Consider the following 16,652-nt stretch of genomic DNA (forward strand, 5'->3'; position numbering starts at 1 on the left):
AGTCACCGTCCATTTATAACATTCATATACTTTTTAGTCCATTTTGTGTTATATGCATATTGCATAACAACGACATCCCGCTATGACCAGAGCTGAATTTCCCTCCGCCAAACGCCTGATCCTGTCCATGCTCGCAGCGCCCAGCATTCGGGAGGCTGAAATCGGGACACTGGTTACCTGGGGCGCGCTATTCGACATTGATAGTGCCACTATCCGGGTAACCGCCAGCCGCCTGGTGCGCCAGGGAATACTCACCTCCCCGGCCCGCGGCCTGTACCGGATTGGCCCGCAGGGACAACTCCTCACCGAGACCGCCCGCGCCTGGGTAGCGGCGGAACAGCGGGTATGCGGCTGGCGGGGTGACTGGCTACTGGTGCATACGGCGCATCTTGGCCGCAGCAACAAAACCGCCCTGCGCGCCCGGGAGCGCGCCTTCCGGCTGAGCGGCTTCGGTCAGTGGAGACCGGGCCTGCACTGCCGACCGGCCAACCTGGTCGAACCCGCAGCGGACACCAGACAACGATTGCTGAAACTGGGTCTGGAAAGCGATGCGATTATTATCGTTGCCAGCGCCCTGCCGGGCAGCAAACCGTCGGAGCTGTCCAGGCTGTGGCCAAGGAAACAGCTGGAAGCAGCATACAGCCAGCACATCAGGGCCATGCAGCGCAGCCTGAAGCGACTGTCAGCCATGTCGTTGCCTGACGCCGCCCGCGAAACCGTTCAGATCGGGGAAGCCGTCATCCGGCAAATCACCACCGACCCCTTGCTACCCCGGGAGCTGACCAATACCGCCCGTCGACGGCAAATGACCGAACTGATGATTGAGTATGACCAGGCCGGACGCTTGATCTGGGAACAATTCAGCGAGCAGGCGTAACCATTACTCTGCGCGTTATACTGCAGTGACATCGCCAGCGCCGAGATCGTGAGTGAGCGAACCACCATGGAAGATTATCAGCCCGTACCCCTGCCTGACCGCAACAACTACAGCGAAGCACAGATTCAACAGCGGGCCGACGACTACTACCGATTGATCAGGCGTCGACACTCGGTGCGCCACTTTAGCGACAAGCCCGTGGCGAGGTCGGTGATCGAAACCTGTATTCGCTCAGCGGGCACCGCCCCCAGCGGCGCCAATCACCAGCCCTGGCACTTCGTTTGCGTTAACGACGCTGATACCAAGCGCAAGATCCGCATTGCCGCGGAACACGAAGAGGAGGCGTTTTACAGCGGCCGGGCCAGTGACGAATGGCTGGCGGACCTGGACAAGATGGGCACCGACGCCAACAAGCCATTTCTGGAAACGGCGCCCTGGCTGATTGCCGTCTTCCTGCAACGCAGTGGGGTCGACGACAGGGGTAACAAGCGCAAGCACTATTACATGTCCGAGTCAGTCGGCATTGCCACCGGGTTCCTGCTCAGCGCCCTGCATGCGGCGGGCCTTGCCACGCTGACCCACACCCCCAATCCGATGAAATTTCTCAGCCAGATACTCGGCCGCCCGGCCAACGAGCGCCCGTACATGCTGCTGGTCGTCGGCCATCCGGCGGAAAACGCCACCATGCCCGCTGCCGCACTGGTTAAGAAGCCGCTGGAGGTGATTGCCAGTTTTATCGACTAACCCTGGTAGCCAAGTGCCGCCTGGAAGCCCTTGTCCATGATGGTCTTGATAATGCCCTGGACGGCCTCGGTATCGTTGATATGCGGAAAGTCCCCTTCCGGAGCGGGCAGCCCCAGAAACTCACACAAAGGCTCCCAGCCATCCGCCACCTCGAACACCAGCAGGCGCTCCGGTGGGATTGTTGCCCTGACCTCAGCCACGTGCTCGTTGAAACGTCGCACCAGGTGATCGTGATCGTGCATTCGGCCATCAAAGTAATTATTTATGGTGGTCGTGGTGAAGGCGCCGGCCTCGCTACCGGGCAGGAACCTGATCCATTCTTCGCCGAAAATTGTGTCCTGCACTGAGGTAAACCATTTCTCCGGATCGCGGACGGTCAGTACGACTTTGGCATCCGGGTAGTACTCTGCCAGGGCGGCGTAGCTGGTACAGGCAGGGAAATCAACGGTCGCAGTAAAGCCCTCGAAGATCGCATCCCAGTCCGGTGAGCCGCTGCCGACCTGCTCCCAGTGTTTCCAGTGTTCAGGCCCCCTGGGGAAACACTCAATCATGTGGTAACAGGGATAACCCAGCTGCTCCAGGGCGACCTTCAGGGACATGGTGCCCGTTCGCCCGAAGCCGGCGCCGATAATCTCCAATGCCATCCTGCTCTCCTTTCAGTTATAACCGTAGTAACCGAGTGTAGCCTATATAACCGGATCGATTATATCTCCGGCGAAAGGGCAACCATGATGGCCCGGAATGGCATTCACCCCGGACCGTGTCGGCGCACGGCCTGCGTCTGCACTCGAACAGTGGGTAAGCAATGAAGTGTCTATGCCGCCAGAAAGACAGCGGCCGCTATTGCCCTCGAGCGACCGGCAGGGAGCCGTGCTCCTTGACCGCGAGCAGGCTGAAATTGGACTCGATATTCCTGACGCCGGGAAACTTGAGTATGCGCTGCATGGAGAGCTCGGAGAAGTGGTCCATACTGCGGGCCACCACCTTCAACAGGTAATCGTGAGAACCGCTGAGCGCGTGGCACTCCACAATGTGCTCCTCCGCTTCCACGTGAGCCAGGAACGCACGCTGCTTTTTGTCGTCCTGCTTGTCCAGGGTCACCTGGACGAACGCGGTTACCTGCAGCCCCAACTCACGTTGATTGAGCCGGGCACTGTAGCCGGTGATTACGCCCGCCTCTTCCAGCCCGCGCACCCGGCGGAAACAGGGCGATTCCGACAGCCCGACCTGCTCAGCCAGTTCCACATTGGAGATGCGGCCGTTCTTTTGCAGTATCTGGAGAATCTCTTTCTCCACTCGCTCCAGCGTCATCGCAATATTCCTTCTTTTTTCTATTAAAAATAGACATATTCCTCCTATTTTTAACACTTTTACGGGGCATTTAGAAGAAATCTTGCCTCGCTACCCGCCTATCATGATCTACGGTACTGACCTGGATAAACGAGGCATAACACAATGGCTGACCTGTTTGAAAATCCCATGGGCCTGAACGGCTTTGAATTTGTCGAGTACGCCGCTACCGAGCGCGGCCTGCTGGAACCGGTATTCGAGATGCTGGGTTTCACCCACGTTGCCCGCCACCGCTCCAAGGATGTGGACCTCTGGCGCCAGGGCGACATCAACTTCATTATCAATTACGAAAAGCATTCCCCGGCCTATTACTATTGCGAGGAGCACGGCCCCTCCGCCTGTGGCATGGCATTCCGGGTCAAGGATGCGAAGCAGGCCTACCAGCGGGCGCTGGATCTCGGCGCCCAGCCCATCGACATTCCGGTCGGCCCTATGGAACTGAAACTGCCGGCCATTCGCGGCATTGGCGGCGCCATCCTCTACCTGATCGATCGCTATGAGGAAGGGGCGTCCATTTACGACATCGACTTTGAATACCTGGACGGGGTCGATCATCATCCCGCGGGCTGTGGCTTCAAGCTGATAGACCACCTGACCCACAACGTCTATCGCGGCCGCATGGACTATTGGGCCAACTACTACGAAAAACTGTTCAACTTCCGCGAGATCCGTTACTTCGACATCAAGGGCGAGTACACCGGCCTGCGTTCACGCGCCATGACCGCTCCCGATGGCAAGATTCGCATTCCGCTCAATGAGGAAGGCGGCCAGGGAGGCGGCGGCCAGATTGAGGAATACCTGCTGGAATACAACGGCGAAGGTATCCAGCATATCGCCTTTTCCTGCGACGATTTGCCCACCTGCCTGGACCGGCTGAAGCAGTTGGGCATGCGCTTCATGACGCCGCCCCCTGATACTTACTACGACATGCTCGATGAGCGCCTGCCCGGCCACGGCGAACCGGTGGAAGAATTGAAGTCCCGTGGCATACTGCTCGATGGCAGCACCGGCGACGGTTCGCCTAAACTGCTGTTACAGATATTTTCTGAGACCCTCATCGGACCGATTTTCTTTGAATTTATCCAGCGCAAACACGACGAGGGCTTTGGTGAGGGCAACTTCCAGGCCCTGTTTGAATCGATCGAACGGGATCAACTTGCCCGCGGGGCAATCGATGCCGATTCGGCGGCCTGAGGGAACCCTGCCATGCAGCTAAAACGCATTCATCACGTGGCCTATCGATGCCGCGATGCCAAAGAGACGGTGGAGTTCTATCAGCGGGTGCTGGGCATGGACTTTCAGTTGGCCATCGCCGAGGACCAGGTGCCCTCCACCGGCGCCCCGGACCCCTATATGCACGTGTTCCTCGACGCTGGCATGGGGAACGTACTGGCGTTTTTCGAACTCCCAAATTCCCCGGACATGGTCTTCGATGGCAACACCCCGGACTGGGTACAGCACATTGCTTTCGAGCTCGAGGACATGGACGCCCTGCTGGCGGCCAAGGCCGCAGTGGAGGCCGAGGGACTCGAAGTCATTGGCCCCACCAATCACGGAATTTTCCAATCGATCTACTTCCGCGACCCCAACGGCCACCGGCTGGAACTGGTGGCCAATACCCGAAGCGCCGCGGAAATGGACGAGTTGCACCGGGTGGCGCCGGCGATGCTGGAAGAATGGAGCGAAACCAAAAAGGCACCCCGGCACGCCGCCTGGTTGCACGAGAAACAGTTTAAAGGAGAAAGCCAATGAAGCTTGCCAGTCTCAAATCCGGTCGCGATGGACAACTGATAGTGGTATCCAGGGACCTTGGCGAAGCTGTCGCGGCAGCGGATATCGCCCCCACCCTGCAGGCCGCACTGGACAACTGGCATGAAGCCGCGCCTGCGCTGCAGGCGCTCTACGAAGCACTGTGCGCCGGAAAGGCAGCCAACAGCTTCAACTTCGATCCCGGCCGGTGTGCCGCGCCCCTTCCCAGGGCCTATCACTGGGCCGATGGCAGTGCCTACGTGACCCATGTTGAACTGGTCCGCAAGGCGCGCGGGGCCGAGTTGCCGGAATCCTTCTGGACTGATCCGCTGGTGTACATGGGAGCCTCGGACGCCTTTATCGGCCCCTGCGACGACGTCGAAGTAGAAGACGAGGACTGGGGGATTGATTTCGAGGCGGAGGTGGTTGTTATCACCGACGACGTCCCGGCCGGGGTCAGCGCCGAACAGGCGCGCGAGCACATCAAACTGCTGGGCCTGGTTAACGACGTATCGCTGCGCAACCTCATTCCCGGCGAACTGGGCAAGCAGTTCGGCTTCTACCAGTCCAAACCCTGGACCAGTTTCACTCCGGTGCTGGTCACCCCGGACGAACTGGGCGACGCCTGGGATGGCGCCAAACTGAGCCTGCCGCTGCGGGCCACACTGAACGGCACACTGATCGGCGCACCCAATGCCGGCCAGGACATGACCTTCGACTTCCCCACCCTAATCGCCCACTGCGCCAAATCCAGGTCGCTGATGACAGGTACCGTCATCGGCTCCGGTACGGTCTCCAACGTGGGCAGCAAGGTCGGCTCCTGCTGCCTCGCCGAGGTGCGCTGCCTGGAAACTATCGAGCACGGCGCACCCAGCACGCCCTTCATGTCCTTCGGCGATCGCATCGAAATCGAAATGCTGGACGCCAGCGGGGAATCCATTTTTGGTAAGATCGACCAGCGTATCAAACAGTACCATCCCCCGCGCTGAGGAGAAGCCCGTGGAGCTCTATTCCTACTACCGCTCATCCGCCGCCTTCCGGGTGCGGATTGTCCTCAACATCAAGGGGCTGGACTACGGCTACCTGCCGGTCAATCTGCTGCAAAGCGAGCAGAAAGGTGAGGACTACCTGGCCCACAATCCCCAGGGACTGGTACCCGCTCTGCAGCTGGACAGCGGCGAGGTACTGACCCAGAGCGTGGCCATTCTGGAATGGCTGGAAGAAAGCTACCCGGAGCCTGCCCTGCTGCCGGAAGACCCCCTGCAACGCGCCAGGATTCGCTCCATGGTCAACAGTATCTGCTGCGATGTACACCCACTGTGTAATATCGCGGTGACCAACTACCTGAAGGCGAACTACCAGGCCGACGAAGAGGCAGTGCACAACTGGTATACCACCTGGATGCACCGCAGTTTCAGCCCCATTGAGCAACAGCTTGCGGCCAATAACAGCACCTACAGCTTTGGCGAAGCACCCTGCATGGCCGACGTACTGCTGGTGCCACAGTTGTTCAACGCCCGCCGCTTCGCCATCGCACTGGATGAGTTCCCTCACCTGCAGCGGGTGGTCGATAACTGTCTGGAACTACCCGCCTTCGCGGCGGCCGCTCCCGACCGGCAACCGGACACCCCGGAGTAAGCACGGCCCATGACCCAGCGTGAGATAATAGCGTCCCTGCCAGAACACCTGCGGCCCTTCGTCAAGGAACAGCACTACGAACACTATACCGCCCGGGACCAGGCGGTCTGGCGATTCGTGATGAAACACCTGACCCGACAGCTGGCGGACTCCGCCCACCCGGTTTACCTCGAAGGCCTGCAACGGACAGGCATCGCCCTGGACCATATCCCCTCTATCGAGGAGATGAACCAGTGTCTGGCAAAACTGGGATGGCGGGCGGTTGTGGTAGACGGTTTCATCCCGCCGGCCATCTTTATGGAATTCCAGGCGCTGAAGGTGCTGGTTATCGCCCTGGACATGCGTAGCATAGACCATATCTTTTACACCCCGGCGCCCGATATCCTGCACGAATCGGCAGGCCACGCGCCGTTTATCGTGGATATCGACTACGCCGAGTTCCTGCAGAGTTTCGGCGAAGTGGGCATGAAAGCCATCGCTACCTGGGCAGATCTGCAGCAGTACGAAGCCATTCGCAAACTGTCCATACTCAAGGAATGTGCCGACTCCAGCGATCAGGAGATCCAGGCTGCCGAGGCCGAGTTGCAGGGCCTGGCCAACGCCGATGCCCAACCCTCCGAGGCCGCCCTGCTCACCCGCCTGCACTGGTGGACCGTGGAGTACGGCCTTGTGGGCACGGTGGACGACTACCGGATATTCGGCGCGGGTCTGCTTTCCTCCCTCGGCGAGAGCGCCAATTGCCTGGACGACGAGGCGGTCAGGAAAATTCCGCTCACCGTCGACGCAGTGTTAACGCCCTACGATATCACCCGCGAGCAGCCGCAGCTGTTCGTTACCCGCAGCTGCAAACACCTCAGCCAGGTGCTGGAAGAGTTCGCCGAGTCCATGTGTTTTCGCCGCGGTGGCGCCCCCTCACTGGAGATTGCCATCAACGCCGGCAGCGTCTGCACCGCCCGCTATGACTCGGGCATGCAGGTCAGTGGCGTATTCTGCGAGGTACTGCGCGACGCGGTCGGCAACGCCACCTACCTGCGCACCGAGGGCCCGACCCAACTCGCCTACCGGGACCGGGAGATCATCGGCCACGGGGTGGACTATCACGCCGCGGGTTTCGGCTCGCCCATCGGCCACCTGAAGGACTTCAGCCGCTGTCTCTCGTTCTATACCATCGATGAACTCAAGGCCCACGATATCAATATCGGCGAACGGGTTAGCCTGGAATATCTTTCCGGCATTACGGTCAGCGGCGTGCTGGACCACGTGCACCGCCAGGATCATCGCAACCTGGTACTCAGCTTCAGCGACTGCACGGTACGGGACCTGAAGGGTCGGATACTGTTTGACCCCGCCTGGGGAACCTACGACCTCGCCGTGGGCGCCGCCATCGACTCCGTCTACGGCGGCGTCGCCGACCGGGAAAAATTACAGCTTTATAAACCCACGCCCACCACCGCAACGCCCAAACCAACTGCGGACGATGCCCTCATGGCCTGTTACCGACAAGTGGCTGGGCTGCGCGGCAAAACCGCCGACGCGGACCAGGAACAACAACTGCAGGACATGCTGGACGCCTACCCCGCAGAATGGCTGCTGCGAGCGGAAATGCTGGAGATCGACAGCACCGCGTTACGGCAACAGTTGCTGGCGGAACTGTCCGCAATCGGCGGGCAATCGGCAGAACTGGCGCGCCTGACGGCGCTGGTGCTGAACTCCCGCTAAGCTCCCGCCTCCCGCTTACGGCGTTGCTAGTCGATCCGGGGCACGCTTTTCAATAGCGCCTGGGTATAGGGATGCTGTGGCCGGGTCAGGATCTGTTCGGCGGTGCCCTGCTCTACCAGCTTGCCCAGTTGCATTACCCCCACCTGGTGTGCCAGTGTCGGCACGATCGACAAGTCGTGGGTGATGAACAGGTAGGAGACCGCGAACTCGCGCTGCAGCTCCTGGAGCAGGTCCAGTACCTCGGAGCGAATGCTCACGTCCAATGCACTGGTGGGTTCGTCGCAAATAATGAGCTCCGGTTCCACTGCGAGGGCGCGGGCGATCGCTATGCGCTGCAGCTGGCCTCCGGAAAATTCGTGGGGATAGCGACTGACGACCTCCGGACCCAGTTGCACCCGGGTGAGCAGGTCGTCTATCCGCTTGTTGCGCTCTTCCTTGCTCAGGCCCAGCCCCAGGCTTTCCATCCCCTCGGAAATGATTTCACCGACCGATAGGCGTGGGTTCATCGACGAATAAGGGTTCTGGAAAATCACCTGGATCTGCTTGCGATAGGGCAGCATGGCCTTGCGACCCAGGTGCTGGATCTCCTCGCCATTAAATTGCACGCTGCCGCCGGCAACAGACTCCAGGTTGAGTATGGCGCGACCCAGGGTCGATTTGCCGCTGCCGGATTCGCCGACCAGGGCGTAGGTTTCCGCCCGGCCGATATGCAGGGACACGCCATCCACCGCCCGGGTGTAATCGACGGTACGTTGCAGGACACCCTTGCGTATCGGGAAGTGAACCTTGACGTCATCCAGCTTGAGTAGTGGCTGTTCGGCGGCCGCGCTCTGGAAGTGGGTGAGATCCGGCAAGGCGTCAATCAGGCGGCGACTGTACTCTTCCTTGGGGTGGTGGAAAAAATCGTCCACGCTGGCGCGCTCGATAATTTCCCCGCGATACATCACTGCGACATCGTCAGCAGTGTTGCTGACCACGCCCATATCATGAGTGATCAGCAACACCGCCAGCTGGCGCGACTGGGTCAGGTCGCGGATCAGTTTCAATACCTGTTCCTGTATGGTCACGTCCAGGGCAGTAGTCGGCTCGTCGGCGATCAGCACCTCCGGTTCGCAGGCCAGGGCCATGGCGATCATCACCCGCTGCTGTTGTCCACCGGACAACTGGTGGGGATAAAAGCTGAAACGCTGGTCCGGGTCGGGTATACCCACCTCGGTGAACAACTGCACCACCCGCTGGCGCAGTGGGTCACCGCGCAGCACGGTATGCAGCTTCAGGGTTTCCGCCACCTGCTGGCCCACGGTCTGCACCGGGTTGAGGGCCGTCATGGCGTTCTGGAAGATCATTGCCACCCGCCGTCCGCGGACATCCCGCATGGCGGACTCGGAGAGGTCGAACAGGTCCTGGTCACCGACCTGCACCGCCCCGCCGGTTATCTCCAGCGCCTCCGGCAGCAAACGCATGGCCGCCATGGAGGTCACCGACTTGCCGCTACCGGACTCACCCACCAGGGCGAAAATCCGCCCGGCGTGCAGCTCTACCGACACCCCCTTGAGAATCTCGACGCCACTTTCCGCCAGGGCGACCCGCAGGTCCTGTATGCGCATGCGCACGTCTGCTTGCCCGCTCATGAGTCGGCCCTCCGGTTGATGGTTCGCGGATCGAAGGCATCGCGCACCAGGTCGGAGAACAGGTTGGCGGCCAGTACCAGGATAAACATGAAGAAGAAGGCCCCGGTGAGCGTCCACCAGACCGCCGGTTCCCGGGAGAGTTCAGAGCGGGCGCCGTTAATCATATTGCCCCAGCTGCCCATGGAGGGGTCGATGCCCACGCCGATATAGGACAGCACCGCCTCGGCGAGGACCAGGGCGGAAAAGTCGAGCACGAAGGTAATAAGAATGATGTGCACCACGTTGGGCAGGATATGCCGGCTGAGAATGCGGAAGTGGCTCACCCCGAAGGCATGGGCCGCCTGCACGTAACCGAGCTGGCTTATTTTCAGGGTTTCGGCGCGGATCAGGCGACACAGGGTGGACCAACTGGTGACCCCGAGGATAAAGCACAGGGCGATAAACTTGGCGTCGGCCTTCTCCATACCGATGGAGAAAAAGTCCGGATTGAGGTCAATGTAGACCTGGAACAACAGCACCGATGCGGCAATCAGCAAAATGCCCGGGATGGAACTCAGGGTGGTGTAAAGGTACTGCACCACGTCGTCGACCCAGCCCTTGAAGTAGCCGGCCATGACACCGAGGGAAACGGCGATGGGCAGCATCACCAGGGTTGACAGTGTGCCGAGTAGCACCCCGGTACGGATGCCCTTGATACTCTGGTAGGCCACGTCCGCGCCGCCCTTGTCCGTGCCAAGCACATGGTAGTGATGGCTGATGCTGACCAGCCAGGTGAAGAAACAGATCACCACCAGTTGCACACCCCAGGAGGCATGCCAGGGGTTATAACTGTTGCGCAGCAGCAACCATTGCGGGGCGATCACGATCGCCGCAATCAGCACACCCCAGAGCAGCGCCACCAGGCTCTTGGCCAGCAGGTCCGCGCCTCGTTCGGAGGGGTCAGCCAGGTGGGTACCCGCATGCTTGAGCTGCGGAAAATCGCGGATGGAATTGCCCTGCTCGTCTTTCATGTTCTGTTTTTCGAAGGATTTCAGGGCAAACGGGGCGGAATAGGTGCGCTCGAAACGGTCCCCCATCCCATCCAGCATGACATCCAGGACACTGGTGACCTTGTTGTCGTAAAACACCTCCTCGGTTTGCAGTCCCTCCGGATTTTCCAGGGCGCGGCGGAAGTGCAGCGAATCGAGCAGCGCCACACCCACGTAGGTGATAATGATTGTGAACGCGATCATACCCAGGCGGGACGAGAAGACCTGACCCCAGCGTTCCCGGGTTTGCGGGTCTTCCCGCAGCTTGTAGAAGAAGATCACCAGTGCGATGACCAGCATGAAAATCAGGGCGTCGGACCACAACAGAACAGGTTTCATTCTCGCGCAGCCCTCAGTTCAGCCGGACCCGGGGGTCAGCCCAGGTATAGGAAATATCGGTGAGAATCAGCCCGATGATGTACAGGATCGAGCCGATAAACACCATGGTGCGGACAATCGCGAAGTCCTGTGACTTGATGGCATCGAGCATGTAACTGCCCAGGCCCGGTATCCCGAAGAAGGACTCGATCAGCAGGCTGCCCATGAACAGCGCAGGAATCAACACCACCACCCCGGTGAGAATGGGGATGAGGGCATTGGGGAGGATATGCCGGAACAGGATGCTGATCTCGCTGGCACCCTTGGCGCGGGCAGTGCGCACGTAATCCTGGTTGGCCTCTTCCAGGAACAGGGTGCGATACCACCTGGCCCCTGAGCCTATGCCGGCGACCACCCCCACCAGCACCGGCAAGATCAGGAAGCGCCATATCTGGCCCTCGCTGTGGAAGCCTGACACCGGCACCAGTTTCCAGGTCTTGGCCACCAGGTACTGGCCCCCGATGATATAGAACAGATAGGAGATCGACATCAGGGCGACGAACACAAAGACCGCCCAGCGGTCCAGCCTGGTGCCGTGAAACATCACCACCATGAGGGCCACGCAGATGTTGACCCAGATGCCCACGGCGAAGGTCGGCAGCGCCACGGCGAGACTGGGCCACATGCGGGTGGAGACATCGGTGGTGATGTCCCTGCCACTCTCCGAGCGACCGAAGTCGAACGCGAACAGGCGCACCGACTTGTTGAAGAAAATGGTCTCGGTCACGGCTCCCAGGCCTTCGGCCTCGTCGTTGATGAACAGCGGTTTGTCGTAACCGTTCTTGACCTTCCACTTCTGGATGGCTTCGGGGGTGACGTATTTGTCGCCCAACTGGGAAACCGCCATATCATCCGGGGAATTGACCACGAAGAACAGGGTAAAGGTCAGCAGGTTCACCCCGATAAGAATGGGGATGGCGTAAATCAGGCGTCTTATGATGTAGGCGAGCATTAGTTGTTATCCGATCTGCGGGCGGTGGCGTTCTGGCGGCGGCGATAGGCTGTCACCCCGGGCAATATCATGGCGGCAACGAGCAGGGCGCCGGCATAGAGGGGCCAGGTCACGGGCTGGTTCCACTCGGCCCGCTTGCGCTGGCGCAGTTCGTCGTCGATATTGATGTACTTGAGGGTGGCCTTGGAAATCCCGTGGCGCTTGGTATTGCTGACCCAGGGGTTGCTGAGGTAAATGTCCTTGGGATAGAACGCATACAGCCATACCGCTTCCCGGCGGTAAATCTCCACCATGCGGGCGACCATGGCCTCGCGCTCGGGGCCCGGCGGCGTGATCCGTACCTGGCGGAACAGTTCGTCGTACTCTTCACTTTCAAAGTTGGAGTTGTTGGAGCCGTCACACTTGCAGTTGAGCGGGCCGTCAGGACCGTATAACAGGAACAGGAAGTTCTCCGGATCCGGGTAGTCTGCGATCCAGCCGTAGGAATAGATCTGGGTGTTTCCGGTCAGCAGTTTTTCCCGCGTACGGTTCCAGTCCGCGGGACGATACTCGATTTGCACACCGATCTGGCCAAAGACGCGGTCCATCCAGTTCATCTGGGTATTGCCGATGGCCTGTGACTGCACGTCGATGAACAGTTTCAGGGGCTCCCCGGTGCGGGCGTCGCGCCCGTTGGGGTAGCCCGCCTCGGCCAGCAATTGCTTCGCTTCATCAATAGAGCGGCGAACCGGCTCCCCATCGATCCACCGGTGCGTATAGGGGTTGATACCCGCCTCACCTTCCAGGTGCCCGGGAATTCCGGGCGGGATGATGTTTTGCGCGGTAATCCCGTTACCGTTGTAGAAAATCGCCAGATATTCCTCGACGTTGAAGGCGATTTGCAGGGCCCGGCGCAGCTTGCGCTTTTCCTCGGTGTAGCCGCCCACGACCGGATCTCGCATGTTGAAGCCGTAATAGTAGATGGCGGGTTTCACGTCCGGGTCCATCTTGATACCGTGGCTGGCAATCTCCGGTGACATTTCCACGCCGTCGGGCCCTACCACAAAGGCCTGGTCGAACATGCGATTGGTGTTGCCATGATTTTCACCGGAGCGGTCGTAGTAGCCCTGCAGGAACTTGGTCCACAGGGGCAGAACTTCTTTCTCCAGGCGGAAAACGATACGGTCCACCAGAGGCAGGCGCTTGCCGGCATCTGCCAGGTTGCCGGCCTCCAGGTCACCCGGCTCGCCCTCGCTGGGGAAATAGTCCTCACGGAAGTGGGGGTTACGGGCCAGCACAATTTCACTGTTGGGGTCGTTCCTGACCATCATGAAAGGCCCGGAACCCACTGGCCACCAGTCCAGGGTAAGGTTGCGATCGATAAAACCCGGATTTTTGTAGAAGCGATCGGCTTCCGGGGGAATGGGTGAGAAAAAGCGCATCGCCAGCCAGTAGACGAACTGCGGATAGCGACCGTGAATGCTGATGTTGAGGGTGTGGTCGTCGACTACCTCCAGCCCCTCCATGGTGTAATCGTCCAGGTTCAGCCAGCCATCTCGCTCGACACCGGTGAGCTCCTCGGTCAACTCCCTCATGCCGACGATGTACTGGGACATAAAGGACAGCATGGGGGAACCCAGGTCCGGATCTGCCAGGCGCTTGATGCCGTAGGCATAGTCGCTGGCCTTCACCGCGCGGTGGCCGGTTTCCGGGAAATCCGGAATCTGGGTGTAACCGGCGCCTTCGCTGGCGGATTCAAACAGGTAGAGCGGCTCTCCCTGCTCGTTGGTGGCAAAGGCCGGATGCGGCTGGAAATGGGCGTCCTTGCGTACTTTCAGGGTGTAGCGGGTATAGGCCAGGGACTCGTCGTCCTCGCTGACCTCATTGCCCTCGGCGTCCAGGAAGGTCACCTCGGGGTCCTCGCCAACGCCCAGCGGAATCAGCTCATAGGGCCGTTTGAGGAAGTGATAGCCCATGGGCGATTCGTAGATCTGGCTGAGAATCAGGTTCTCGTCAGAGGCATAGGAAATCGCCGGGTCCAGATGCTTCGGCGGCGCCGGGGACATCATCGACTGGTAAACCAATTCCCCCTCCGGATTGGGCGGGTGGGGGTTGTTCCAGGGGCCTTTGCCGCATCCGGATAGGAGCAGTACAGCTGCCAGGCCAATGGCAGCGCGCGAGGCGCACAGGATATTCATAGATACGAAACCTGGTAATTGTTGTTATCAGCGCTTGTGGCGCCAGCGGGCAAGGTTACATGGACTACTCTCGAGTCTCAATGCCGCTAACGCCCGTCCCTCTCCATAAGACGACTGAGCCGCCCATTTCCTCAACTGCGCTCCCTCCATATTTGACATATTTGGCATATTTGGGGTCAGAGTAAAAACTATGCTGGCCCGCCTGTCCCTTAAGCGATTGACGCCAGAGTTTTTACTCTGACCCCAAATATGCAGGGCCTGAGTTACTATGGAACCCGCTTGAAGGATTATCCGGAATTCAACTAATGACCATGGTAAAAAAACAGGCGGATCAGCCGGGGTGTTGCCTACCCGGGCCAGGTGCCGATGCCTGACCTTGCCGCACATATTGACGCCTCACATGGGCCCAGCGGAAGCAATCGGGATTACCTCCTGTAACTGGCAAACGCCCTGCGCGGCCTCGGCGAGAGTGACCCCCACGTGGAGGACCTGGCGTCGCTGCTCCTGCCACAGGACGGGGAGTTGTGCCGGGAGTCGGAGTAAATTCTTGTCAGCCAAGCTTTTGTCGATCTCATCTGTGGATTCAATCTCCCACCGCTCTCACCCAGCGCCTATGATAGATTCATGCCGGCCGGCGGCGCTGTTACAGGCTATGCAACTGCGCCGGACAACGTTCATCCCAACAATAAAGGACGAAGTTTAATGTTAAGCACCACTTTCTCCTCGATGCGCCAACTGGGGCTCCTGCTGGCATTCACGACGCTCATGGCCTGCGACGACAGCTCTCAGCGCACAACCACGCCACCAGAGCCGGAGTATTTGCCGATCGCCCAACCCCAGGTCTCCCTGCCTCCAGATGCAGGCTCGATCAACTTGCTGGCGCTTAACTTTGATCTTGAAGACGTCGGCTATCGCCAGTCCGAGTATTTCCTCGAAGGCACCGCCTCCGCTTTCACCAACGTCAATTCGCTCCTTGCCGATGGCGCGTGGGAAGCCGAACCCAGCGAGCAGGCGACTTACAAAACCCGCATTGTGGTCTATCGACCGATTGACCCGGACGAATTCAGCGGCACCGTGATTGTGGAATGGTTGAACGTTACCGCGGGCTTTGAAACCCCGCCCAGCTGGGGCACAGGCCACCTTGAAATGCGCCGCGGCGGCGCGGTGTGGGTGGGCGTCTCGGCACAATATGTGGGTATCGAGGGAAGCGAGAATGGGCTGCTGCCACTGCACCTGAAAGCGGTCAACCCGGAGCGCTACGGGTCACTCGTCCACCCCGGCGACAGCTATTCCTATGATATTTTTTCGCAGGTTGTCCAGGCCCTGCGTGAACCGGCTGACATCGATCCGCTGGACGGGCTCATCCCCCAGCGTCTCATCGCCTATGGCGAATCCCAGTCCGCAGGCCGCCTGACAGCCTATGTGAACGCACTGCAGCCGCTTTACAACAGCTTTGATGGCTACATGATCCACAGCCGCGGCGGTTTCAGCGCACCACTGTCACAGGCGCCCTTGCCAGACATTCCCGCACCGGAGGCGACCCGGATCAGGACCGACGTGAATGTGCCGGTGATGACCTTCCAGACCGAGACCGACGTGGTGTTCCTGGGCTTCACGCCCGCGCGACAGGAGGACACCGACATGATCCGGACCTGGGAAGTCGCTGGCACCGCGCATGGCGACATCTACACGTTTGTCACCGGCCGTGACGACACCGTGGGCGACCCCCGATTCGCGTCCGTGATTGAAGAAAATTCGGTACTCGGGTTCATAAGCTGTGACCAGCCCATCAACAATGGGCCCCATCATTACGTGTTCAATACCGCCGTACGGGCGCTTGACGCCTGGGTAACCAGCGGCGAACTGCCGCCCCCTTCCCCACGACTGGAGATCAACGACGATGGCTCTGACTATCTCTACGACGAGACCGGCAATGCCCTGGGCGGCATACGCACCCCCTACGTGGACGCACCCTCCGCCATTCTGCGCGGCGAGCCCAATACCGGCGCCGGTTTCTGTCGCCTGTTCGGCACCACAAAGCTGCTCAGCGCTGCCGAAATGGCTACGCGATATGTGGACGAGAGCGGCTACGTGGAAGCGGTAAAGGACGCCACCGAGGCTGCGGTGAACGAGGGTTTTCTGCTGCGTGAAGATGCGGATGCCATCATTGCATGGGCGCCGCAGCAGTGGCGTAACCAGGTCACAGACTCGCCCTGATGGGGCGAGCAGCAGGTAGAAGTCCGTAGGAATAACCCGTTCGCGGGCACAATCCAACTGCTGCGGGGCAAGCAATTCGAGCGCCGGCTTTTTTGGTTCTTCTCACATTTGCGGGGAGCCAGAAATTAGAAAAGCGGTGAAATGGAGTACAGTTGGAGTTGCTAAGCTTCAACCAATAACTACCAAGACACC

At 59.9% G+C, this 16,652-nt stretch carries 14 protein-coding genes; 8 read left to right on the forward strand and 6 right to left on the reverse strand.

Annotated features, from left to right (window positions below; genetic code table 11):
- The first annotated feature begins 82 nt into the window (after nt 1-82).
- Both E2F43_RS11600 and E2F43_RS11605 read left to right on the forward strand, forming a co-directional pair.
- Nucleotides 83-877 carry a PaaX gene (locus E2F43_RS11600; RefSeq protein WP_133212763.1) on the forward strand — a complete coding sequence of 265 codons (795 nt, stop codon included), beginning with the start codon at nt 83-85 and terminating at the stop codon, nt 875-877.
- Between the two features lie 48 nt (nt 878-925).
- Nucleotides 926-1,621, forward strand: a complete 696-nt coding sequence (locus tag E2F43_RS11605) for a nitroreductase family protein (protein ID WP_338054590.1) — start codon at nt 926-928, stop codon at nt 1,619-1,621.
- Here the strand turns inward: E2F43_RS11605 and E2F43_RS11610 are convergent.
- Both E2F43_RS11610 and E2F43_RS11615 read right to left on the reverse strand, forming a co-directional pair.
- Nucleotides 1,618-2,265, reverse strand: coding sequence for a sulfotransferase family protein (locus tag E2F43_RS11610; protein ID WP_165954279.1), 648 nt, complete (start codon nt 2,263-2,265; stop codon nt 1,618-1,620). The two genes, E2F43_RS11605 and E2F43_RS11610, sit on opposite strands and share 4 nt — an antisense overlap.
- Nucleotides 2,266-2,461: 196 nt before the next feature.
- The gene (locus E2F43_RS11615) at nt 2,462-2,932 is read right to left on the reverse strand and encodes an Lrp/AsnC family transcriptional regulator (RefSeq protein ID WP_133212765.1); all 471 of its coding nucleotides are present in this window, start codon (nt 2,930-2,932) and stop codon (nt 2,462-2,464) included.
- A gap of 144 nt (nt 2,933-3,076) precedes the next feature.
- Here E2F43_RS11615 and hppD point away from each other — a divergent pair, with 144 nt between their 5' ends.
- From hppD to E2F43_RS11640, 5 genes are read left to right on the forward strand one after another with little or no spacing between them, the layout of a single operon-like run.
- Nucleotides 3,077-4,165, forward strand: a complete 1,089-nt coding sequence (gene hppD / locus E2F43_RS11620; protein WP_133212767.1) for a 4-hydroxyphenylpyruvate dioxygenase — start codon at nt 3,077-3,079, stop codon at nt 4,163-4,165.
- A 12-nt stretch (nt 4,166-4,177) separates the two neighbouring features.
- Entirely contained in the window at nt 4,178-4,723 is a 546-nt protein-coding gene (locus tag E2F43_RS11625) for a VOC family protein (protein ID WP_133212769.1), read from the forward strand.
- Nucleotides 4,720-5,709: a fumarylacetoacetate hydrolase family protein gene (locus E2F43_RS11630; protein WP_133212771.1), complete on the forward strand. Its 990-nt coding sequence runs from the start codon at nt 4,720-4,722 to the stop codon at nt 5,707-5,709. Before E2F43_RS11625 ends, E2F43_RS11630 begins: the two co-directional genes overlap by 4 nt.
- Nucleotides 5,710-5,719: 10 nt before the next feature.
- Nucleotides 5,720-6,358: a maleylacetoacetate isomerase gene (gene maiA, locus E2F43_RS11635; RefSeq protein WP_133212773.1), complete on the forward strand. Its 639-nt coding sequence runs from the start codon at nt 5,720-5,722 to the stop codon at nt 6,356-6,358.
- Between the two features lie 9 nt (nt 6,359-6,367).
- Entirely contained in the window at nt 6,368-8,077 is a 1,710-nt protein-coding gene (locus E2F43_RS11640) for an aromatic amino acid hydroxylase (protein ID WP_133212775.1), read from the forward strand.
- Between the two features lie 26 nt (nt 8,078-8,103).
- Here the strand turns inward: E2F43_RS11640 and E2F43_RS11645 are convergent, their stop codons facing one another.
- The 4 genes from E2F43_RS11645 to E2F43_RS11660 are packed head-to-tail and all read right to left on the reverse strand — an operon-like array spanning nt 8,104 to nt 14,243.
- Nucleotides 8,104-9,708 carry an ABC transporter ATP-binding protein gene (locus E2F43_RS11645; protein ID WP_133212777.1) on the reverse strand — a complete coding sequence of 535 codons (1,605 nt, stop codon included), beginning with the start codon at nt 9,706-9,708 and terminating at the stop codon, nt 8,104-8,106.
- Nucleotides 9,705-11,075 (reverse strand): ABC transporter permease, encoded by a 1,371-nt coding sequence (locus E2F43_RS11650; RefSeq protein WP_133212779.1) that lies wholly within the window; start codon nt 11,073-11,075, stop codon nt 9,705-9,707. Before E2F43_RS11650 ends, E2F43_RS11645 begins: the two co-directional genes overlap by 4 nt.
- A 13-nt stretch (nt 11,076-11,088) precedes the next feature.
- On the reverse strand, nt 11,089-12,066 hold the full coding sequence (locus E2F43_RS11655; protein ID WP_133212781.1) for an ABC transporter permease: 978 nt from the start codon (nt 12,064-12,066) through the stop codon (nt 11,089-11,091).
- Entirely contained in the window at nt 12,066-14,243 is a 2,178-nt protein-coding gene (locus E2F43_RS11660) for an ABC transporter substrate-binding protein (protein ID WP_238946868.1), read from the reverse strand. Before E2F43_RS11660 ends, E2F43_RS11655 begins: the two co-directional genes overlap by 1 nt.
- A 702-nt stretch (nt 14,244-14,945) precedes the next feature.
- Between E2F43_RS11660 and E2F43_RS11670 the strand changes: the two genes are divergently transcribed.
- Complete coding sequence (locus E2F43_RS11670) at nt 14,946-16,460, forward strand: alpha/beta hydrolase domain-containing protein (RefSeq protein ID WP_133212783.1); 1,515 nt, start codon at nt 14,946-14,948, stop codon at nt 16,458-16,460.
- The last annotated feature ends 192 nt before the right edge of the window (nt 16,461-16,652 follow it).

It is taken from the genome of Seongchinamella unica (genome assembly GCF_004354085.1).
GTDB lineage: Bacteria > Pseudomonadota > Gammaproteobacteria > Pseudomonadales > Halieaceae > Halioglobus > Halioglobus unicus.

Bases quoted from the DNA above. Each gene is read 5' to 3' on its own strand.
- E2F43_RS11655 (WP_133212781.1), bottom strand. From the start codon at position 12,066: ATGCTCGCCTACATCATAAGACGCCTGATTTACGCCATCCCCATTCTT.
- E2F43_RS11625 (WP_133212769.1), top strand. From the start codon at position 4,178: ATGCAGCTAAAACGCATTCATCACGTGGCCTATCGATGCCGCGATGCC.
- E2F43_RS11650 (WP_133212779.1), bottom strand. From the start codon at position 11,075: ATGAAACCTGTTCTGTTGTGGTCCGACGCCCTGATTTTCATGCTGGTC.
- E2F43_RS11645 (WP_133212777.1), bottom strand. From the start codon at position 9,708: ATGAGCGGGCAAGCAGACGTGCGCATGCGCATACAGGACCTGCGGGTC.
- E2F43_RS11610 (WP_165954279.1), bottom strand. From the start codon at position 2,265: ATGGCATTGGAGATTATCGGCGCCGGCTTCGGGCGAACGGGCACCATG.
- E2F43_RS11660 (WP_238946868.1), bottom strand. From the start codon at position 14,243: ATGAATATCCTGTGCGCCTCGCGCGCTGCCATTGGCCTGGCAGCTGTA.
- E2F43_RS11630 (WP_133212771.1), top strand. From the start codon at position 4,720: ATGAAGCTTGCCAGTCTCAAATCCGGTCGCGATGGACAACTGATAGTG.
- hppD (WP_133212767.1), top strand. From the start codon at position 3,077: ATGGCTGACCTGTTTGAAAATCCCATGGGCCTGAACGGCTTTGAATTT.
- E2F43_RS11640 (WP_133212775.1), top strand. From the start codon at position 6,368: ATGACCCAGCGTGAGATAATAGCGTCCCTGCCAGAACACCTGCGGCCC.
- E2F43_RS11600 (WP_133212763.1), top strand. From the start codon at position 83: ATGACCAGAGCTGAATTTCCCTCCGCCAAACGCCTGATCCTGTCCATG.
- E2F43_RS11615 (WP_133212765.1), bottom strand. From the start codon at position 2,932: ATGACGCTGGAGCGAGTGGAGAAAGAGATTCTCCAGATACTGCAAAAG.
- E2F43_RS11670 (WP_133212783.1), top strand. From the start codon at position 14,946: ATGTTAAGCACCACTTTCTCCTCGATGCGCCAACTGGGGCTCCTGCTG.